The sequence below is a fragment of the Corynebacterium nuruki S6-4 genome (genome assembly GCF_007970465.1).
GTDB lineage: Bacteria > Actinomycetota > Actinomycetes > Mycobacteriales > Mycobacteriaceae > Corynebacterium > Corynebacterium nuruki.
Map to the genome: position 1 here is coordinate 2167714 of NZ_CP042429.1, position 20157 is coordinate 2187870.

Below are 20157 nucleotides of genomic sequence, written 5' to 3' on the forward strand. Positions count from 1 at the left end.
CCAGGATTACAGTCCCCGTGAATGGAATCCGTTGACCCGGCCACTCCCGACCGCGTACTGAGTGGATGCGGAACGTGAACAGACAGATCAGTCTGTTCTTTTCATCTCCGATCACCTAAGGTGGCATCATGCCCGTCACGACATCCCCCACTGTCCGGCACCGCGGTCCGAGCCGTGCCGGGCGGGACCGCGTCTCCGCCTACACGGGTCCGGCGGCGACGACAGCGACCCGAGCAACCCAGGCAGCCCGAGCAACCACACCGGCTCCGGCACCGCCGACCATCACCGACCAGGCCCCGGAGGTCACCACGGTCACCACCGCACGCTTCTCCGTCCCCACCTCCGGCCCCGCCCGGGTTCTGCACCAGATCCGCACCGTCCCCGGCATCACCCGGGCCAGGCTGCACGACGATCTCGGACTCTCCCAGCCGACCGTCACCCGCCATGTCTCGGCCCTCATCGACGCCGGACTGGTCGAACAGGCCTCCCCTGATCCCGGTGCCGCGGCCATCGGACGCCCCGGCTCCACGCTGCTGCCCGACGGCCGCGACATCACCGCCCTCGGCGCCCACGTGGGTCTGCGCAGCACCCAGCTCATCGCCGTCGACGGCGCCGGTCGGCCGCTGCGCTCCCGTACCCTCCGCCTCCCTCTGCCCGACCTCGACCCGGACGAGGCGCTGGAGGCCGTCCACCACGGTCTCGCCACCCTCGGCCGTGGCCTCCCCCGCCCGGTCGGGCTCGGCGTGGCCTTCTCCGCCCACGTCAATGCTCTCGGCCACATCTCGTCGGCCGCCTACGGATGGGAGGACGTCGACGTCGCGGAGAAGCTCGTCGCTGCGGGATCGCCGCTGCCCGACGTCCCGGTGGCCCTGTCCACCGGTGTCAGCGCGATGGCCGGTGCCGAACTCTCCAGCACCGTCCTCGCCTCCGGCACCACCGACGCCCCCGCCGGCCGCATCCCCGGAACGGCGACCGCCCGGTCGACCCTCTACGTCTACGCCCGCGAACTCGTCGCCCACGCCTGGATCGTCGGGGACGCCGTCCACCAGCCCTTCACGGGTGCCCCGCCCGCCGCGTTCACCGCGCTCGCCGAGTCCGGCAGCTTCGCGGCGTCCCGCAACGGGATCGGGCACCCGCTCGGTACGACGGCGGTGCTCAACGTCGCCCGCGAACGCGGACTCGAGGTCTCCGGGCTCCACGAGCTCGTCGCCCTGTCCGACCACGACAGCACCGCCCGGGACATCCTCGATGAGCGTGCGGAGCTGCTCGGTCAGATGATCTCGCTCGCCGTCGACGTCGTCGACCCGGCGTCGGTCGTCTTCGCCGGGGAGGCGTTCACCGCCGACCCCCGCGCCGTGAAGATCATCGCCGGCGCACTCAACGGCGGGGACCACCGCAGCGCAGGCGGGTCCGCCGTCCCCCGCCGGCGGCTCAGCATCCAGCGTGCCGGCGACGGCATTCTCGCCCGTGCCGCCTCCGTCACCGCCCTCCACCAGCTCTGGTCGGATCCGCTCGGGACCCTGGGCTGACTCTGCCGGCCCTGCTGACTCTGCTCACCGGGTCCGGACGCCGCCCTCCCCGGCGCCCGGTCACCAGCCTGTCACAGTCCGATCTCGTCGATGAAGCGCTCGAACCGCCCCGCGACGATCCCGGGCTCCCGGGCCCACCGGTTGTGCCCCAGGGTCTCCGGGAACTCCTCGACGTGCGGGTAGGCCTTCGGCATGAGCCGTGCGAGCGCCTCGGCGGAGGCGCGCGGGCAGTCCTCGTCGTTGCTGAACCGGGTGAGGAGCACCGGGAGACGGAGCTTCTGGAGGGCAGCCATGTAGTCGATGTCCCTGCCGCGCAGCCGGTCCAGTGCGTTGCGGCGTCCGAACCGTGCCCACTCACGCAGCTGCACGTCGGACTGTCGACCGTAGTTCGTGATGTCCAGTGGACCGGAGAGCCAGTGGCCGAGCAGCCGGCTCACGGCGGGCATCATCACGGCACCGAGCCGCAGCCGACGCCGCTCCGGGTTCGGGAACGCCCGGTGGAACGGAGTTCCGGTGCCGACACCCATCATGCCGCGCAGACCGAGGTCCGCGGCCTCCGGACGTGCGAGAACGAGCGCGCCGATCTGACCACCCATGGAATGGGTGAGGAACACTGTCGGGTAATCCGACGGTAGGTCGAACCAACTTTTTGCGGCACGGACTGTTCTCGGGTAGTCCTGGGTCGCCAGATCGTGGTATCCCCACCGGTCGCTGAAGGAAGCCAGGGCCGTGCTCGACCCCTGGCCCCGCAGCTCGCCCACGGCGACCGGGAAACCGCGGGACGCCAGTTCCGCCGCGATCGGACGGTAGTAGTGCGCCCCCATGCCGAAGCCGGGCCAGATCACCACGAGTGGCCGGTCGGGGCTCCCGGCGGCCGGCGGGTACATCAGCACCCGGGACGCCGACCCGTCCGGCATCACCACCAGGCAGCTCTGCGCCGCGGTCCCTTTCATACGGCCGGACACCGGATCAGACATCGAGGAACCGGACGTCCTTGGCGTTCCGCGTGATGAAACTGCGGCGGGCGACCACGTCGTCACCCATGAGGATGCTGAAGGTCTCGTCGGCCGCCGCGGCGTCATCGAGGGTCACCTGACGAAGGATGCGGTCGTGCGGGTCCATCGTGGTCTCCCACAGCTCCTTGGCGTTCATCTCGCCGAGGCCCTTGTAGCGCTGGATACCGTCATCGGTGTTGATCTTGCGGCCCGCCTCGAGACCCTCCTTGAGCTGGGCGTCCCGCTCGTCGTCGGAGAACGCGAAGCCCGGCTCACCCTTCGACCACTTGAGCTTGTACAGCGGCGGCTGGGCGAGGTAGACGTGCCCCTCCTCGATGAGGGGGCGCATGAAGCGGTACAGCAGCGTCAGCAGCAGGGTGGCGATGTGCTGGCCGTCGACATCGGCGTCCGCCATCAGGACGATCTTGTGGTAGCGCAGCTTGGTGATGTCGAACTCGTCGTGGATGCCGGTGCCCAGCGCGGTGATGATCGCCTGGACCTCGGCGTTCTTCAGCACCTTGTCCAGGCGGGCCTTCTCGACGTTGAGGATCTTGCCGCGCAGCGGGAGGATCGCCTGGTACATCGAGTCGCGCCCCGACTTCGCCGAGCCGCCGGCCGAGTCGCCCTCCACGATGTAGATCTCGGACTTCACCGGATCCTTGGAGCGGCAGTCGGCGAGCTTGCCGGGCAGGCCGCCGAGATCGGTGGCGGACTTGCGGCGCACGAGATCGCGGGCCTTGCGGGCCGCGACCCGGGCTTGCGAGGAGGAGACCGCCTTGTTGATGATGGTCTTCGCCTCCGCCGGGTTCGCGTCGAACCAGTCGGACACGTTCTCGTAGGTGGCCTTCTGCACGAAACTCTTGATCTCGGTGTTGCCGAGCTTCGTCTTCGTCTGACCCTCGAACTGCGGATCGCCGACGCGGACCGAGATGACCGCGGCGAGGCCCTCACGGCAGTCGTCACCGGTGAGGTTCGGCTCCTTGTCCTTGAGCAGCTTGTGCTCCCGGGCGTAGCGGTTCATGAGGTTCGTCAGCGCGGCGCGGAAGCCCTCTTCATGGGTACCGCCCTCGACCGTGTTGATCGTGTTCGCGAAGGTGTGGACCGACTGCGCGTAGCCGCTGTTCCACTGCAGCGCGATCTCGACCTCGTGGTCGTCGCCCTTCTGCTCCAGGTCGATGACCGTCGGGTGGATCGGGGTCTTGGACTTGTTCAGGTAGTTGACGTAGTCCTTGAGCCCGTCCGGGTAGTGGAACACCCGGGTACGGACCTTCGACTCGGTCTTCTGTTCCTCGGCCTTCTGCTCCTCGGCGGTCTTCGGTGCCGCGGCGTCCTCGGCGGCGGCGTCCTCCAGATCCTCCTCGGCCTCCACGACGTGCCGGCGCTCGTCAGTGAGGGTGATGGTCAGACCCTTGTTGAGGAACGCCATCTCCTGGAGACGGCGGGAGACCGTGTCGAAGTTGTAGGTCGTCGTCTCGAAGATCTCCGGGTCAGCCCAGAACCGCTGCTTCGTCCCGGTGCCACGGGTTTTCTTGACGTCCTCCAGCTTCTCCGGCACGGAGTGGTCGAAGACCTGGCGCCACAGGTGGCCGTCACGCCGGATCTCCGTCACGACCCGGGTCGACAGGGCGTTGACCACCGAAATGCCCACGCCGTGCAGACCACCGGAGACCGCGTAGGCCTGCGAGTCGAACTTGCCGCCGGCGTGGAGTTCGGTCATGACCACCTGGACGGTCGGACGCCCCGACGGGTGCATCTCGACCGGGATACCACGGCCGTTGTCCTGCACCTCCACGGAACCGTCGTCCTTGAGGGTGACCTCGACGTGGGTCGCGAATCCCGCCATCGCCTCGTCGACGGAGTTGTCGACGACCTCCCAGATCAGGTGGTGGAGGCCGCGCTCACCGGTCGAACCGATGTACATGCCGGGACGCTTGCGGACAGCCTCCAGGCCCTCGAGGATCGTGATCGAATCCGCACCGTAGTGCTCGGAACCGTGGTGCTCCGGACTCGTCGCGGGATTCTGCTCAGGCTCAGCCACAGTCGTGTCCACTCCTTGGTAGATAGTTGTAACCACATCATCCTACCCGTTGTCCCACCTGCGGCGTAAGGCGACGGGCCGTCCCGTCACCCGTAGGTGTCGCGCGGTCCCCGTCCGCTGACGTGCAGTCGTCCGGACCGCCAGCTCGGCGCCCGCGGCCCGTAGATCCTCAGTTGCGCGACGACGTCCGGCCCGATCTTCTTTGCGATCGTCTGCAGGATCACCGACTGCATCAGCCGCAGGTTCGTCGCCCACGCCGTCGAGTCGCACTCGATGTGCAGCTGCCGTTCCTTCTCCTTGTACATCACCACGCGGGCGTGCCGGGCCACATCGTCGCCGACGATCGACGGCCAGTCGTCACGGAGCGTGCCGACCGCGAAGTTACGGCTCCACCCGTTGCGCCGGATCTCCCGTCGCACCAGGTCACCGAACGAATCCGGTTCCCGGAAACTGCGGTCCGGACGACCGTCGTACCGGGTCTCCCGGCGGTACACCCGCCCCGCGCGGGCGTCCTGCGTACGGCGGGACGCCGCGGCGGACTCCCGTGCCGCCGACCCCGCCCCCGGCTGCCCCGGTACGGCCGGGCGCTGTCCGGGCGAAGCGGGGCGTCCGCTGAGCTTGCGGAGCATCTCCCACCGCTCGTTGACCGGATCGTTCACGGTTCACCACCGGCACTCCCCGGATCCTCCGGCGCTTCCGGTGCATCCGGTGCATCCGTCGCGTTCGCATCGAGCACCGAGACCCGCCGGCCCCCGGTCATCTCCGTCGTCACCGTGTGGACCTCCGACACCTCGCGGAGACCGGTCGGGATATCGTCGGCGACCGCGGCAGTGATGAGCACCTGCTCCGCCTCCCCCGCCAGCACGACGAGCTGTTTCCGCCGGGCCGCGTCGAGTTCCGCGAAGACGTCGTCGAGGATCACCACCGGTTCCGTGCCGTCGGCACGCTGCATCCGGTGGGAGGCGAGCCGCAGGGTGAGGGCGAAGGACCAGGACTCACCGTGGCTGGCGAACCCCTTCGCCGGCTGGGTCCCCAGCACCAGCAGCAGATCGTCGCGGTGGGGGCCGCTCAGCGTCACCCGTCGTTCAAGGTCCGCCGTCCGCCGGTCCGCCAGGGCGGCGAGCAGCACCGCCTCGGCGACATCGGGATCCAGCAGGCCCGGTTCCGCGGTCGCTGTCCCGGCCGCCACCCCGGCGTCCTGCAGCTCCCTGTCCACTGTCGAGGTGTAGCCGATGAGCGCCGGCCGGGACCCCGGCGCCAGCCGGGAGTAGGCCTCGGCGACGTGCGGGGCGAGGTCATGGACCAGCTGCATGCGCGCCGACATGATCTGACCGCCCAGGTGGGCGATCCTGGCGTCCCACACATCCAGGGTGACCAGCGCGGACTCGTCCGGACGCCCGCCGGCCGGACCGCCGACGGAGCGCAGCAGGGCATTGCGCTGCCGCAGTGCCCGGTCATAGTCGGCCCGCACCCCCGCCAGCCGCGGGTAGCGGGCGACCATCACCTGGTCGAGGAACTGCCGGCGCTGTTCCGGTTCACCCCGGACCAGTGCCAGGTCCTCCGGGGCGAACATCGTGGTCCGGACGATACCGGCGAGACCACGTTGGTTCTTCAGCGCCGTCCGGTTCACCGCCGCCTTGTTCGCCCCGTGGGCGTTGATCACCAGATGGGCGGTGAGCTCCCTGCCGTGGTTCACCGCCGTCGCGGACACCCGCGCGGAGCTGCATCCCTCCCGGACGAGAGGGGCGTCCCCGCTGACACGGTGGGAGCCGAGATGTGCGAGGTAGCCGACCGCCTCGACGATGTTCGTCTTCCCGTTGCCGTTCGACCCGGCGAAGACCGTCACCCCGGGGGTCAGGTCGAGATCCAGTGACTGCCACGAGCGGAAGTCACCGAGGTGGAGCGAACGAATGTACATCCGGTCAGCCCGGCAGGCGGACCGGCATGAGCAGGTAGATGAACGGGGTCTCCGGGGTGGGGAACGTCCCGTCCGGGCCGGCCTCCGGCAGATCGTCGGACTCGGGGAACATGATCGCCGGTCGGGACGGCTGGGTGAAGCCGAAGACCACCCGGTCGGTGTGGATGGCCCCGAGCCCGTCCTTGAGGTAGCCCGGGTTGAACGCGATGACCAGCGGTTCACCGGCGAAGGCGCAGGGCAGCTGCTCCTCGGCGACACCGATGTCGCTGCCGCCGGCGGAGAGCGTCAGCATGCCCTCGTCGAAGGACATCCGGATCTGCGAATTGCCCTCGGTCACCAGGGCGACACGACGGATCGCGTCGAGCAGCGGGGCGATCTCCACGGTCGCCAGCGCATTGTTCGACTTCGGCAGCAGCGGGCGGAACTTCGGGAAATCCGCGTCGATCAGCCGGGTCGTCGAACGACGGTCATTGGTCGCGATACCGAGGAGGTGGCGTCCGGCGGAATCCTCCGTGTTGAGGGCGATCTCCACCGGGTCACCGGATTCCAGCGTCTTCGTGGTGTCCGCCAGGGTCTTCGCGGGGATGAGCAGCTCCGCGGTGAGATCCGCACGCGCGGGGGCCCAGTCGACCGTGCGCACCGCGAGACGGAAGCGGTCGGTGGCTGCGAGTACCAGGTGCTCCCCGTCGATCTCCACCCGGATGCCGGTCAGCATCGGCAGCGTGTCGTCCCGGCCGGCGGCGACCGCGACCTGCCCGACAACCTCCGCGAACAGGTCCGGATCGAGGGTGCCGGCGACCGGCGGGAAGTCCGGCAGCACCGGATAGTCGTCGATGGTCATCGCGGGCAACTCGAAGTGCGAGTTGCCGCAGTTGACGAGGACCTTCGTGCCGTCGTAGTCGAGCCGGACCGGCTTGTCCGGCAGGGCACTGATGATGTTCGCGGCCAGTCGGCCGGCGACGAGCACCCGACCCGGCTCGGCGACATCGGCGGAGACCCGGACCTTGGTGGACACCTCCCGGTCGAATCCGGAGAGCTGGAGCCCTTCATCGGTGGCTTCGATGAGGACGCCACGCAGAATCGGCTGTGAGGCCCTGCTCGGGAGGCTGCGCGCCACCCACGAGAGTGCCGAGGAGAAGTCGTCCTTGGCCACCGTGAAGCTGACGGACTGCTGGCCTGCCTGGTCCTCTGCCACCTGGTTCCCTTCCGTGGTCGGGGTCGCCATGTCTGAGCGGACAGTCCCCGGACCGTGTTGCGTTTTCTGCATAAGTGCCGGTGGAGGCTTCGATCCGGTCAGGAAGGGCAGATCAGCCATTCGAACATCGTTCGAACATGCATGTTCGGTCCGACCCTTTCCCCGGTCCGGGGGACGCCACCGACGTCTGACACGTAACCCTAGCCGAATGACAGGGGTCACGTGAACCGGACCCGAACTTGTCATTCGGGTCGGGACTGCCGGTCAGTCTGTCTCTCGATGCCGGTCGGCCACGTCGTGGCGACCCGGAGCTCTTCGCATCGTCCGTCCACATCCCATCTTTCTTCTCTACCTGGAACGAGAGAAATTTGTAGTAGGGGCAGTAGGGGGTGTGGACACTGTGGACTACCTGGTTCCGGCCCTGTTCGGAGCGGGTTCGTGGGTGTGTGTGGAGCGTTCACCGATCTGTGGACAACTGTGTCAGATTGTGGACAACTTCCGGTCGTGGGAAGTTGTCCACAGGCCTGTCCGCCGTCGCTGCACAGTTTCCGGCGAGTTGTCCACTTTTTGTACAGGCCTCTGACCTGCGGAATTACAAGAATTCGGTGTGAGTGCCGGCGAGCGGCGTCCTGCGGAAACACACTCTTGTCATTCATCCACAGCTCCTCGGAGTTATCCACCGGTCGATGCGGTCCGGGGTGTTCGACCCTCCGACGTGTGACAAAGTCCACGGTCTGACAAGGATGTAATTACAGCGCTGTGGATAACCCTGTGGAGATGTGGATACCGGCGTGTCGCGTTCTCCTGACGCCCGGACGATGGAGTAGGCGCTCCCCGCGGCGTCAGCGGAGTCTCAGCGGGGCCGTTGAGGGCGCGTCCCGCGGGTCGCAGTGGATCGGGGCTCCCCTCCCTCAGGGGTGACGTGGGGACCGGTCGGTCGCGTTGTCCGTTTCAGGACCGGGCGCCTTCAGTACGTGTCACGTGCCTTCAGTCCGGGTCGTATCCCCTGGGTCTTCCGGCCCGGACTGAAGGCACGTGACACGTACTGAAGGCAGCTGACCGCAGACAGGTCGGGGTTGGGCAGTAGTCGTCGACTGCCCGGTGGGCCACCCTTCCTCCTTCCTTCCCCTTCTCTTTTCCTGGTCGCCTCGTGCGTACCGGTTCCCTGCTGTCCGGGTCGTCGCCGGGGTCGTCCGGAAGTTGGGGGCCGGCGCGTCCCGGGGATCGGTCGGGCAGAAATTTTCCGTCTCCGAATATAAAGAATTACATTAATGCAATTCCGTAATTCCACATTCTATTTATTCCAGTGTTTTATGTTCGGCATTAAATATTGCGCCTTTCGTTATATTTCCCTCGGTGCCGCAGAGAATTCTCTGACAGTATTGCCCGGCAGTGTGACGGGGACTTATTTTCCGCCTGTATCGCGCCTCGATGTGTTCACTCAGGTGCGCCCGGACGGCGTGTCCGTACCCGCTTCCACCGTGTAAATTCTGCGATGTACTTTGTGTGAAAAATATGACATAACTTCCGTAAGTGATGACGGGTTTTCTGGAGAAATTAGCGGCGACAATCAGCGGGTCCCGGAATACTCCGACGGAGCTCACTGTGGCGGTCGCCGAATATTTGGTCTGCGGGCGGCGGCGGCCGCTGACGACATCGTCTGGCCGCGTTGTATATGTTCTGACCTGCTCCGATATGAACCTGATGGCCCGGTGTACGGGATATCGGGGCCGGTGCTGTCCGCTGGTCGGTGGAAAATTGGTGTTATTTCTCGACCGACGAATAACAGTTCACGGTACCGGAATTATCTCGCCGGCGGGACTGTCGATTCCCCGTACGCGATCCCCGCGTTGCGGCTCCCGGCTCCGCGGACTCTCCGGAGGGGGCGGTGACGGCCCGGCGGGCCGCCTTGGGTGGATCCCGCCGGCACCGGACCGAACGGGAAAGGGTCCGGCGCAGACGGGGTCACGCGCTCGTCGGCGGTGCCGCTGTCGGGCTCTGACAGGCGCAGACCAGCGTGCGGCCGCGGTCCAGCGGAGCCGGAGACCGCGTCCGCACGCCCGGTGGCCGATCCCCGGCGGTCCCGCACGGGGGAGACGGCACGTACGTTCCGGCGCCCCGCGGCCGGCCGCAGCGGACAACGGTACCTTCTCCATGACCCACGCCATGGAATCCGGTCAGAGTGGTCATGACCGGTGAATTGAGAATATTTCCCGGCATTTCTCCGGACCGGTTTGTCGACACCGGGAATTTCCGGAGCAGGAGGGGTAATTACGGGGAATTCTCCGGCCGTCCACGACGGCGTCCGGAATAACCGGAAATCAGCCCTGCCGGGCCGTGGTCTTGATCTGCTGCGTGAGATCCTGGATCTGCTGGAATGCCTTGTGGTCGGTCTGGATGGCGCCCCGGATCTTCCGTTCGGCGTGCAGGACCGTCGAATGGTCCCGGCCGCCGAACGCCTCCCCGATCTTCGGCAGGGAGAGATCCGTCAGTTCACGGCACAGGTACATGGCGTACTGGCGGGCGCTGGCGATCTTGCGGACCTTCCCCTTGCCGACCAGCTCATCGACGGTCACGCCGCAGTACTCGGTGACCACATCGATGATGATCTGCGGGGTGATCTCGACGTCCTGGGGGACGATCTCGCTGATCACGGCCTCCGCAGACTGCACGGTGATCGGTTCGTGCGTCATCGAGCAGTAGGCGATGACACGGGTCAGTGCCCCCTCCAGCTCCCGGACGGAGGTCTGCTCCTGACTGGCCAGGTACTCGAGGACATCGTGGGGCACGGTGGTCCCGTTGATGTCGGCCTTCTTCGCCAGGATCGCCATCCGGGTCTCGAGATCAGGGGTCTGGATGTCGGTCGTCAGGCCACCCTCGAAGCGGGTACGCAGCCGCTCCTCCAGGGTGGTCAGTTGCCGGGGCGGACGGTCCGAGGACAGGACGACCTGGTGGTTCGCCTGGTAGAGGGCATTGAAGGTGTGGAAGAACTCCTCCTGGGTGGACTGCTTCCCCTGGAGGAACTGGACATCGTCGACGATGAGCATGTCGAGGTTGCGGTACTTGCGCTTGAAGGCGTCCATCGCCTGGTTACCGGCCTGCAGCGCGTTGATGAACTGGTTGGTCAGCTGCTCACTGGAGAGGTAGCGGACCTTGATGCCGGGGTTGAGCTCGCGGGCGTAGTGGCCGATCGCGTGCAGCAGGTGGGTCTTGCCGAGCCCCGGGGGGCCGTAGATGAACAGCGGATTGTAGGACCGGCCCGGCTTCTCGGCGACGGCGCGGCAGGCGGCGTAGGCGAAGTGGTTGGACGAACCGATGACGAAGGTGTCGAAGGTGTACTTCGGGTTGAGCGGGATATCCTCGTCGTCCTGGCGGGACGCACTGTCGGCCGACGGGCGGGTCGGTGCGGGGCGGGATGCCGGCTGCGGGGCCGGCTCCGGTGCCGCCGGCACTGCCGGTTCGGTGGGGGCGACCGGGGTTCCGGCCGTGTCCGCTGCCGGGACGCCGGGGAAGTCCTCCGGCTCGGGGAACGAACTGTCGGGCAGGGGTTCCCAGAACGGGTCGGGCGCTGCAACCGCCGCCGTCGGAGCAGACGTGGCAGGTGCTGCTGCCGCTGCCGTGGGCGTGGCGGGGCGTCCGGTACCGGGTACCGGGGTGCCGGTGGTCCCGGCCGGTTCGTGCAGCGTGTTCCGTGCCGGGTCGCGCGCCGGTTCGCGTGACGGTTCCCGGTCAGCGACAGGGTCGACGGCCGGTTCCGGCGTCGGCTCGGGAACCGGTTCGGACGCGTGCTCGGAGGTGGACGCCGAGGATTCCTGGACACTGAGGGACAGTGACACGGAGATGCCGAGTTCCTGGGAGAGGACCTCGGTGATGAGCTCACTGAGCTTCTTCTCGATCTCGGACCGTGCCCAGTTCGACGGGGCCGTGATCACCGCGATGCCGCTGACCAGTGTGATCGGGGTGAGCTGCTTGAGGAGTCCCTTGAGCCTGCCGTCGATCTGCGGGAATTCCGCGGAGTCCTCGTCAGCGGTGACCCACCTGCTGACGAGTGAGGTCCATGTCTCCGGGAAATCGGCGGCGGTGGTCATGTCGGGTGAGCGTCCTTTCGACGGCGTCAACGGGGTCGGCGGTGCAGGGCCAGCAGGGTCGTGCAGGGTCATGCGGGGGTCATGCGGGGGTCATGCAGGTGCGGAGAGTCAGCCTAGTCCGTGACTGCGCTGTGTCAGACGGAAGCCGGAACGCGGGGGAAAATAACAGAAATGTCATTCCACCTGCGTCATCAACCGTTCATCCTCCGGAAATCTACCGGTCTGTACACATCCTGGAACGGCCTCTGGTCTGCATATCCACAACGTTGTACACACCTGTGGACAACTCGTCCGCAACGGTTGTGCACAGTGTACTGCACCGTTGTGGACAACTCGCGGATGCCTGTGTATAAACCCGTGACCTGCGGTGATGGTGGCTTAATCGGCGCTTGAGGGTTCGGGGGTGCCGAAGTTGTCCACATGCGCAGGTCAGCCCTGGGGACAACCTGACCACCGTCCGCCGTACCCCTCCGGTCCACCGCAGAATGACAGAATTGTCATTCGTGACCAGCGCGTGTCGGATTTTGTTCTCCCCGTCGGTGCACGTAGACTGCCACCTGTCTTTGAGTGTCGCCGCATCTCCGTCACCGTCCATCGGCCAGCGGAGGTCGCCGCCACTCCCCCGCCCGGCCACCGGCCGCGGCGGACGGCCGACCCGGGCTCGCCTGTCGACCCGGCCGACCGGATCATCCGACCGCTATAACGAGCCGCGGTCGTCTCCGGCAGTCGCCGCCGGCCCTTCGGGGCGGTCGACGATCCGACCGGGGAAGTTCGCGGCCGAGAACTACAAGGAGTGAGTACCGTGGCCAAGGGCAAGCGGACTTTCCAGCCCAACAACCGTCGCCGCGCCCACAAGCACGGCTTCCGTACCCGGATGCGTACCCGTGCCGGTCGCGCCATCGTCTCGGCCCGTCGGGCCAAGGGCCGCAAGGCCCTGACGGCGTAGTCCGTCACCGGCTGCGTCCCCCGGACGAATCGAACAACCACCACAGTGCTGTCCCCCGAACACCGCCTCCGCTCCACCGCCCTCTTCACTGAGACGGTGCGACGGGGTCGGAGGAAAGGGTCCAGGACTGTGGTGGTTTCCGTGTATGAGAGCCCGTCCGGCGGCGCCGACCGGCGCGCACTGCCGACGGACCGGGATCTCCCGGTCACCGTCGGCGGCCCGCGCGTCGGGCTCGTCGTCTCGAAGGCCGTGGGTAATGCGGTCACCCGGCACGCCGTCTCGCGGAAACTGCGTCACGTCGCCCGGACCGTCCTCGACGATCCGGAGACCGGGTTCAACCCCGCGCACACGGTGGTGCTCCGGGCGCTGCCGGCGAGTGCCGGGGCGTCCTCCGGGGAGTTGGAGCGCGATGTGCGGCACGCACTCCGGCGCATCCTCGGTTCCTGACCCGGACCGTGCCCGGTGGGTACGGCGCCTGGTCGTCGGTTACCAGAAGTACGTTTCACCCCTTAAACTGGGTCCGTCGTGCCGCTTCACCCCGTCATGCAGCGCCTATGCACTGACGGCGTTGTCCCGCCACGGAGTTGTCAGAGGAACCGTGCTGAGCCTCGTCCGGCTCGCGAAATGCGGCCCCTGGCACCCCGGTGGCTGGGATCCGGTTCCACCGGTGCGCCGTCGACCCCGGCGCCGCAGGTAGCGTTGACGCCGGACTACCGGTGAGACAGACCCCGACCGAGCAAGGAGAGTCAAAGAGCAGTGCTCAACTTCATCTACTACCCGATCTCATGGGTCCTGTGGTTCTGGCACAAGGCCTGGAGTCTCATTCTCGACCCTGACTCCGGTGTCACCTGGGCACTGTCGATCATCTTCCTCGTGGTGACGATCCGTCTCATCCTCCTGAAGCCGATGATCAACCAGCTGCGCTCCGGCCGCAAGATGCAGGAGATGCAGCCCCGGATGCAGGAGATCCGGTCGAAGTACTCCAACGACCAGCAGACGCAGGCGATGGAGATGCGCAAGCTCCAGAAGGAGATGGGCGTCAACCCGCTGGCCTCCTGCCTGCCGATGCTCGTGCAGATCCCGATCTTCATCGGTCTGTTCCACGTGCTGCGCTCGTTCAACCGGACCGGCAGCGGTCACGGCCAGCTCGGCATGTCGATCGAGGAGACCCGCAACACCGCCAACTACGGCTTCGGGATCGACGACGTCCAGTCCTTCCTGGACGCCCGACTGTTCGGTGCGCCGCTGTCCTCGTACATCTCCATGGACCCGGACATGTACGGCGCCTTCTCCTCCGACGGATCGGTCGACTTCTCCCGCGGCAACATCATCGCGGTCGTCCTGCCGATCATGGTCATCGCCGCTGTCTTCATGCACTTCAACGCCCGGATGTCGCTGAACCGTCAGGCGAAGCGCAAGGCGTCCCAGCCGAAGAAGAAGAACCCCACGCAGCAGGAACAGATGATGGAAACCCAGATGAACATGATGCAGAAGCTCATGCTCTGGGTCATGCCGGTGCTCTCCATCGCCGGTGCGTTCCTGTGGCACGTCGGTCTCGCCGTCTACATGTTCACCAACACCACCTGGACCGTCTTCCAGCAGTACTTCGTGTTCAAGAAGATGGACCGCGAGGAAGAGGAGGCCAAGGAGGCGAAGCTCGCCGCCAAGCGCACCTCCGCCCCGAAGGTCGGCAAGAAGCCGAAGCAGGGTCAGGCCGCGGCGGCGCAGCAGACCGCCACCGCCGTCCTCGACAAGAAGGACGACAAGGACAACGGGGACGATGAGGCGGCGCCGGACACGGCGAAGGCCGCCAAGGCAGGTAAGGCAGGTAAGGCGGAGGCGGCCACGACGGAGGACGCAGCGTCCGGCCAGCAGGCCGGGGCCGGCAGTCACCTGACCGCGGAACAGAAGGCCACGGTCACCGGCCAGATTGCCGGGATGTCCGCCGACCAGCTCGATGCGGAGATCGCCCGGTTGACCGACCTGATCGACAATCCGCCGTCGAAGAACCAGCGTAAGAAGCGGGGCCGCAACATCGAGCACCGGACGCTGCTGCAGCAGCGCCGGTCGGAACTGGACTGATCCGGTTCCCGTCCGGTTCTCATCCGGCTCAGGGCGACGGGTTTCCCGGCACCCCGGACAGCGCCCGCCGACGCCCCGGTCACCGCAGCTGACGGTGACCGGGGCGTCCCGCTGTCCGGGGTGCCCGCTATGCTGGTCACCGTGAGCAACAGCGACGTGAGTGAGGCAGCCCGCCGGATCTTCGGTGACCGGATCGACCTGGCGGAACGCTACGCCGACTGGCTTGCCGGGGCCGGTGTGGAACGCGGACTCATCGGCCCGCGGGAGGCGGACCGGCTCTGGGAGCGGCACATCCTCAACAGCGCCGTCCTCGGTGAAGTGGTGGAGGAGGGGGTCCGGGTCGTCGACATCGGTTCCGGTGCCGGTCTCCCCGGTATCCCGCTGGCGATCGCCCGCCCCGACCTGCAGGTGCAGCTGGTGGAGCCGCTGCTGCGCCGTACGACGTTCCTCGACGAGGTCGTCGCCGATCTCGGGCTGGACACGGTGGAGGTCCACCGCGGCCGTGCCGAGGAGAAGACCGTCCGCCGTGCGGTCGGCGGTGCCGATGTCGTGACGTCCCGCGCCGTCGCCCCGCTCGGTAAGCTGATGGGGTGGTCCCTTCCGCTGGCGAAGGTCGGCGGGTACGTCCGTGCCATGAAGGGATCGAGCGTCGCCGAGGAGTTCGAGCGGGACGCCGACCAGATCGCGAAGGCCGGCGGTGTGGACGGCACCGTACGGGAGATCGGCGGGGACCTGCTCGGCCGGCCCACCTACATCGCCGAGGTCCGTCGGGCCCGGTAGACCGTCCGGCGCCCGCACGACTAGGCTGGCACGGTCAAGACCGAGAAAAAGGATGTCCATGACTGCAGACCGCTGGGACGATACCCCGATCGCGGACGCCGCACGCCGCGCCGCCATGATCAACAATCCGGCGCGACTGTCACTGCCCCACCCCGACCAGACGCGACGGCTGACCGTCGCGAACCAGAAGGGGGGCGTCGGCAAGACCACCTCGACGGTGAACATCGCCTGGGCGCTGGCCATCCACGGCATGAAGGTCCTCGTCGTCGACCTCGACCCGCAGGGCAACGCCTCCACGGCGTGCGGGGTGGCGCACCAGGTCGGCACGCCGTCGTCCTATGAACTGCTCATCGGCAAGGCGACCGCCGCCGAAACGGTCCAGGTCAACCCGGACAACGCGAACCTGCACTGCATCCCCGCCACCATCGATCTCGCCGGTGCGGAGATCGAACTGGTCTCCATGGTGCGCCGCGAGTACCGGCTGCGCGACAACCTCACCGACGAGTTCCTCGCGACCGAGGGCTACGACTATGTCTTCATCGACTGTCCGCCGTCGCTCGGTCTGCTGACCATCAACGCGATGAACACCGCCACCGAGGTACTCATCCCGATCCAGTGCGAGTACTACGCCCTGGAGGGCGTGGGGCAGCTGCTCAACAATATTTCGATGATCCGGCAGCATCTGAACCCGGAGCTGCACGTCTCCGCGGTACTGCTCACCATGTACGACGCGCGCACCAAGCTCGCGGAGCAGGTCGCCGACGAGGTGCGGTCGCACTTCGGCTCGGTGGTGCTGGACAACCTCATCCCGCGCAGCGTGAAGGTCTCCGAGGCACCCGGATACGGTCAGACCGTCCTGCAGTACGACGCAGGCTCGCGTGGTGCCCTCGCCTACTTCGATGCGGCCGTGGAACTGGCTGAGCGGGGTGACTACCTGCCGGTCGAGCAGACCGCCCCGATCGGGGTCGCCCCCGAACTCCGCGCCGAGCTGGCCCAGCAGGGAGCACAGTCATGAGTGGTAAGCGCAGGAAGCCCACGTTGCCGCAGATGGATCTGCAGCGCCCCGCCTCGGGGTCCGGTGGACTGGGCCGCGGCCTGTCCGCCCTGATCCCCACGGCGCCGACGAAACCCCATCTGGGCAACAGCGCCGCCGATGTCATCCTCGGCGCCGGGTCCGGCAACGGGGCTTCCGCCCGTGCCGCCGCGGCCGCCGAAGCTGCTGCCGCGGACGCGGCCGGGCAGGCCGTGGAGAACGCCGCCACCGCCGGCCCCGGTACCGGCTCCGATGCGGGGTCGGAGGCGGCCCCGAACGAATTCGGCGCGACCTACCAGGAGCTGCCGGTCGGTGACGTCCGGGTCAACCCGAAGAACCCCCGCCAGGTGTTCGAGGAGGAGCCGCTCAACGAGCTCGTCCACTCGATCCGCGAGTTCGGACTGCTGCAGCCGGTCGTCGTGCGCCCCGTCGCGGACGGCTATGAACTCATCATGGGTGAGCGGCGACTGCGCGCCACCCAGCTGGCGGGGCTCGAGACCATCCCCGCGATCGTCCGGGAGACCGACGATCAGGCGATGCTGCGGGACGCCCTGCTGGAGAACATCCACCGGGTGAACCTCAATCCGCTGGAAGAGGCGAGCGCCTACCAGCAGCTCCTCGAGGAGTTCGACGTGACGCAGGCGGAGCTGGCGAAGAAGCTCGGCCGCTCCCGCCCGGTGATCACCAACATGATCCGCCTGCTGCAGTTGCCGGTACCCGTGCAGCGCAAGGTCGCCGCCGGCGTCCTCAGCGCAGGCCATGCCCGGGCCCTGCTCGGGATGAAGGGGCCGACGGACGCCGACATCGCCGCCGCCCAGGAGGCACTGGCGGGCCGTATCGTCGCCGAGGGGCTCAGTGTCCGGGCGACGGAGGAGGCGGTCGTCCTCCACAACCGTGGCGAGGGTGGGGAGCCGGTCAAGACGAAGCGGGCGGCCCGCGAGCAGCCGCCGCAGGTCCGGGAATGGGCCAGCAGCGCCGCGGACGCCCTGGACACCCGTGTCACCGTGCAGATGGGGACGAAGAAGGGGAAGATCGTCGTGGAATTCGGTGACACCGACGACTTCGAGCGCATCACCGATCTGCTGCGCCTGCCCCGCGAGGGTCAGTAGCGCCGGCGGCCCCGCCGGCTGCTGCTGCAGCTGCAGTAGCGCCGGCGGGGCACTGCCGGTACATCGCGGACCGGTAGACTTTCCCTGACGAACGGAGGACCGGGTGGAGATCAGGTACAGGGCACTCAGCCATGACGGCGGGGCCGAGCTCGAGGAACAGGCGGCGCGGAGCACCTTCTGGGAACTGCCGCCGGCCACCCGGCCGACCGACCCGGAATTCGACAAGCAGATGTGGATACAGTCCGTCCTGTACCGGTGGGGCATCTGCGGCTACACGGCCTATGTCAGCACCGGTGACGTCGGCAGTGTGGAGCGGCCCGCCGCCACCGTCTTCTTCGCCCCGGGCGGCTACTTCCCCGGTGTCGGGGCGCTGCCCTCCGGCCCGGTCTCCTCGGACGCCGTGCTCGTCTCCACGGTCTTCGTCGACCAGCCCTACATGGGCCTGTATCTGGAGCACAGTCTCATCGAGACGGTCATGACCGAGGCGGAGCGCCGCGGTGTGAAGGCCGTCGAGGCCTTCGGCCGCAATGACGCGGACGCCGCCCCCGGGGGCATCGACGGTCCCGACGGCCCCACCGGCCCCGGGGCGTACACGCCGGAAGGCTACCGTGGCTGGGAGGAGCGTCCCGCCGGTGACATCACCGACCTGGAGAGTGCTCCGGTGCTTTCAGCGGACATCCTCGAGCAGGAGGGGTTCACCGTCGTCGGCCGGCACCCGCGGTTCCCGCGGTACCGCAGGGAGATCGAGTCGCGGTCGTCGCTGTTCAGCACGCCGCCGGCGGACGCCCACGCCCTGCTCAACGATGTCCGGCCACTGTCGACGGTGCTCGGCGGGTCGGGGCGGTGACACCGGGCGTCGCCGCTACCGCCGTTCGTCCTCCAGCAGCTCGCTGAAGGTGTAGGTGCCGGTGGGGGCGTTGTCGTTGTCGAGGAGGTACAGCCGCTTCACCGCCACCACGATCGCCTCCGCCATCGTGTCCCGCTGGTCCGGGTCGGTGAGGACGGCGACATCGTGGGGGTTCGTCAGATAGCCGGCGTAGAACTGCACCGTCGGCATCTGCGTCAGCCGCAGGACGTCCCAGGTCCGCCCGTGGCGTCCGCAGTCGGTCAGCGGCGTCCGGGCGACGACCTCCCGCTGGATGAAACCGGCGAGCTTCTCCCCCATCACCGACGAGTTGCCGGATTCGGAGCCGAAGAAGAAGGAGGCGGCGCCGTTGGCCTTGTCGTTGCGGTACTGGTCGCAGCGCAGGGAGATCATGAGGTCCGCGCCGAAGGCGTTGGCGATGCTCGCCCGGTCCAGACTCGTCGGATCGCCCGACCGCGGCCGGGAGAGGATGGTCTCCATGCCCGCCGCGATCATCCGGCCCTCGGTCCGGGTGGCGAGATCCCACAGGATCTCCTCCTCGGTGATCTCCCCGTAGCGGCCGCGGACGACCTGTCCGGAGTGGTCGTCCCCGAAGCCCGGGTCGATGACCACCCGCTTGCCGGTGAGCCGGGATCCGGCGGCGCGGATCTGCTCCTGCTCGTGGATGGCCTGCGGGGAGCCGCCGGTGATGCGTCTGCCGAGGTAGGACAGGGCGCGCAGGGTCACCGGACCGCAGATGCCGTCCGAGGTGAGGGCGTAGTCCAGCTGGTAGCGGCGGACCGCGTCATGGGTGTTCGGCCCGAAATGTCCGTCGACCCGGTCGGTGTAGAAACCGAGGTCGTTGAGCTGCTGCTGGAGTGCGGCGACATCGTCACCGATGAACCAGTGTCCCGGGGGCTGCAGCGACAGGACGCGGGCGCCCAGGGTGTAGGACGCCTCCCGCAGTGCCCGGAGTGTGCCCGCGGTGATGTGTCCGTCGGCGATGATGCCGCGCTGCTGCTGGAAGGCCCGGAGTGACGTCTCCAGGGCGGGATCGAACAGGTCGTCACCGGGGCGCCACTGCTGGGAGTCGCCGGCCGCGTCGCCGGTGAAGCCGTCGATGTAGCCGAGACGTGCGAGCGTGCCCCGGACCTCCGCCACCCGCGGATCCCGGTCGCCGACCTTGAGTACTTCTCCGTACACTGTGCGTTCTCCGAGCCCGGATCAGGCCAGGGCGTCCAGGCGGTCGGTGAGGTCCTCGCGTGACTGACGTCCGTGGAGCTCGGCGACCTTCTTTCCGCCGGAGAACACCATCAGAGCGGGGATGCTCATCACCTGGAACATCGAGGCCAGGACGCGTTCCTCGTCGACGTTGACCTTCGCCACGGTGGCGCGGCCGTCATAGGTCTGCGCGATCTCCTCGAGGACCGGCTCCATCTGGAGACAGGGGCGGCACCAGCTCGCCCAGAAGTCCACGAGAACCGGTCGGTCCGCATCGATCACGGTGGAACGGAAGGTGTCCTGGGTGACGGTGATCGGCTCAGCCATGGTGGGGGCCTCCTGGAGAGTGCGGACGGACGGGGTGCGGTCCCTCATACTC

At 67.7% G+C, this 20157-nt stretch carries 17 protein-coding genes; 9 read left to right on the forward strand and 8 right to left on the reverse strand.

Features of this window, described 5'->3' with window-relative positions; genetic code table 11:
• Positions 1–128: 128 nt before the first annotated feature.
• On the forward strand, positions 129–1529 hold the full coding sequence (locus FSW06_RS09705; protein ID WP_010122564.1) for a MarR family transcriptional regulator: 1401 nt from the start codon (positions 129–131) through the stop codon (positions 1527–1529).
• Positions 1530–1600: 71 nt separating this feature from the next.
• On the opposite strand, the gene FSW06_RS09710 is transcribed toward FSW06_RS09705, so the two are convergent.
• From FSW06_RS09710 to dnaA, 6 genes are all read right to left on the reverse strand, one after another.
• The gene (locus FSW06_RS09710) at positions 1601–2506 is read right to left on the reverse strand and encodes an alpha/beta fold hydrolase (protein WP_010122562.1); all 906 of its coding nucleotides are present in this window, start codon (positions 2504–2506) and stop codon (positions 1601–1603) included.
• A complete protein-coding gene (gyrB, locus tag FSW06_RS09715; RefSeq protein ID WP_010122560.1) occupies positions 2499–4562 on the reverse strand; it encodes a DNA topoisomerase (ATP-hydrolyzing) subunit B in 2064 nt (687 codons plus the stop codon). The genes FSW06_RS09710 and gyrB overlap by 8 nt, the downstream gene beginning before the upstream one ends.
• An 86-nt stretch (positions 4563–4648) precedes the next feature.
• A complete protein-coding gene (locus FSW06_RS15015; protein ID WP_010122558.1) occupies positions 4649–5221 on the reverse strand; it encodes a DciA family protein in 573 nt (190 codons plus the stop codon).
• On the reverse strand, positions 5218–6480 hold the full coding sequence (recF, locus tag FSW06_RS09725; RefSeq protein ID WP_010122557.1) for a DNA replication/repair protein RecF: 1263 nt from the start codon (positions 6478–6480) through the stop codon (positions 5218–5220). Before recF ends, FSW06_RS15015 begins: the two co-directional genes overlap by 4 nt.
• 4 nt (positions 6481–6484) lie before the next feature.
• Positions 6485–7705, reverse strand: coding sequence for a DNA polymerase III subunit beta (gene dnaN, locus FSW06_RS09730; RefSeq protein ID WP_010122555.1), 1221 nt, complete (start codon positions 7703–7705; stop codon positions 6485–6487).
• 2291 nt (positions 7706–9996) lie between these two features.
• Positions 9997–11763 carry a chromosomal replication initiator protein DnaA gene (dnaA, locus tag FSW06_RS09735; protein ID WP_010122553.1) on the reverse strand — a complete coding sequence of 589 codons (1767 nt, stop codon included), beginning with the start codon at positions 11761–11763 and terminating at the stop codon, positions 9997–9999.
• A gap of 802 nt (positions 11764–12565) precedes the next feature.
• On the opposite strand from dnaA, the gene rpmH reads away from it, so the two are divergent.
• The 8 genes from rpmH (at position 12566) to FSW06_RS09775 (ending at position 18560) form a co-directional block, all read left to right on the forward strand.
• Positions 12566–12709: a 50S ribosomal protein L34 gene (gene rpmH / locus FSW06_RS09740; RefSeq protein ID WP_010122551.1), complete on the forward strand. Its 144-nt coding sequence runs from the start codon at positions 12566–12568 to the stop codon at positions 12707–12709.
• Positions 12710–12754: 45 nt separating this feature from the next.
• Positions 12755–13156, forward strand: coding sequence for a ribonuclease P protein component (gene rnpA / locus FSW06_RS09745; RefSeq protein WP_029450304.1), 402 nt, complete (start codon positions 12755–12757; stop codon positions 13154–13156).
• Positions 13119–13406, forward strand: a complete 288-nt coding sequence (yidD, locus tag FSW06_RS09750; RefSeq protein WP_010122547.1) for a membrane protein insertion efficiency factor YidD — start codon at positions 13119–13121, stop codon at positions 13404–13406. Before rnpA ends, yidD begins: the two co-directional genes overlap by 38 nt.
• Before the next feature lie 59 nt (positions 13407–13465).
• Positions 13466–14791: a membrane protein insertase YidC gene (yidC, locus tag FSW06_RS09755; protein ID WP_010122546.1), complete on the forward strand. Its 1326-nt coding sequence runs from the start codon at positions 13466–13468 to the stop codon at positions 14789–14791.
• A 129-nt stretch (positions 14792–14920) separates the two neighbouring features.
• Positions 14921–15571, forward strand: a complete 651-nt coding sequence (rsmG, locus tag FSW06_RS09760) for a 16S rRNA (guanine(527)-N(7))-methyltransferase RsmG (RefSeq protein WP_010122545.1) — start codon at positions 14921–14923, stop codon at positions 15569–15571.
• A 58-nt stretch (positions 15572–15629) separates the two neighbouring features.
• Positions 15630–16586, forward strand: coding sequence for a ParA family protein (locus tag FSW06_RS09765; protein WP_029450300.1), 957 nt, complete (start codon positions 15630–15632; stop codon positions 16584–16586).
• Positions 16583–17713 carry a ParB/RepB/Spo0J family partition protein gene (locus FSW06_RS09770; RefSeq protein ID WP_139024602.1) on the forward strand — a complete coding sequence of 377 codons (1131 nt, stop codon included), beginning with the start codon at positions 16583–16585 and terminating at the stop codon, positions 17711–17713. Before FSW06_RS09765 ends, FSW06_RS09770 begins: the two co-directional genes overlap by 4 nt.
• 103 nt (positions 17714–17816) lie before the next feature.
• Complete coding sequence (locus tag FSW06_RS09775) at positions 17817–18560, forward strand: hypothetical protein (protein WP_010122540.1); 744 nt, start codon at positions 17817–17819, stop codon at positions 18558–18560.
• A gap of 15 nt (positions 18561–18575) precedes the next feature.
• On the opposite strand, the gene FSW06_RS09780 is transcribed toward FSW06_RS09775, so the two are convergent.
• Together FSW06_RS09780 and trxA are read right to left on the reverse strand one after the other, a co-directional pair.
• Positions 18576–19760, reverse strand: coding sequence for an N-acetylmuramoyl-L-alanine amidase (locus FSW06_RS09780; protein WP_010122539.1), 1185 nt, complete (start codon positions 19758–19760; stop codon positions 18576–18578).
• Between the two features lie 21 nt (positions 19761–19781).
• Positions 19782–20105 (reverse strand): thioredoxin, encoded by a 324-nt coding sequence (gene trxA, locus FSW06_RS09785; protein ID WP_010122538.1) that lies wholly within the window; start codon positions 20103–20105, stop codon positions 19782–19784.
• Between the last annotated feature and the right edge of the window lie 52 nt (positions 20106–20157).

What these genes read in the sequence shown, in the direction of transcription:
- recF (WP_010122557.1), bottom strand. Translation starts at nt 6,480, where the DNA reads ATGTACATTCGTTCGCTCCACCTCGGTGACTTCCGCTCGTGGCAGTCA.
- trxA (WP_010122538.1), bottom strand. Translation starts at nt 20,105, where the DNA reads ATGGCTGAGCCGATCACCGTCACCCAGGACACCTTCCGTTCCACCGTG.
- dnaN (WP_010122555.1), bottom strand. Translation starts at nt 7,705, where the DNA reads ATGGCGACCCCGACCACGGAAGGGAACCAGGTGGCAGAGGACCAGGCA.
- dnaA (WP_010122553.1), bottom strand. Translation starts at nt 11,763, where the DNA reads ATGACCACCGCCGCCGATTTCCCGGAGACATGGACCTCACTCGTCAGC.
- yidD (WP_010122547.1), top strand. Translation starts at nt 13,119, where the DNA reads ATGTGCGGCACGCACTCCGGCGCATCCTCGGTTCCTGACCCGGACCGT.
- FSW06_RS09765 (WP_029450300.1), top strand. Translation starts at nt 15,630, where the DNA reads ATGACTGCAGACCGCTGGGACGATACCCCGATCGCGGACGCCGCACGC.
- rsmG (WP_010122545.1), top strand. Translation starts at nt 14,921, where the DNA reads ATGCTGGTCACCGTGAGCAACAGCGACGTGAGTGAGGCAGCCCGCCGG.
- FSW06_RS09770 (WP_139024602.1), top strand. Translation starts at nt 16,583, where the DNA reads ATGAGTGGTAAGCGCAGGAAGCCCACGTTGCCGCAGATGGATCTGCAG.
- FSW06_RS09705 (WP_010122564.1), top strand. Translation starts at nt 129, where the DNA reads ATGCCCGTCACGACATCCCCCACTGTCCGGCACCGCGGTCCGAGCCGT.
- FSW06_RS09710 (WP_010122562.1), bottom strand. Translation starts at nt 2,506, where the DNA reads ATGTCTGATCCGGTGTCCGGCCGTATGAAAGGGACCGCGGCGCAGAGC.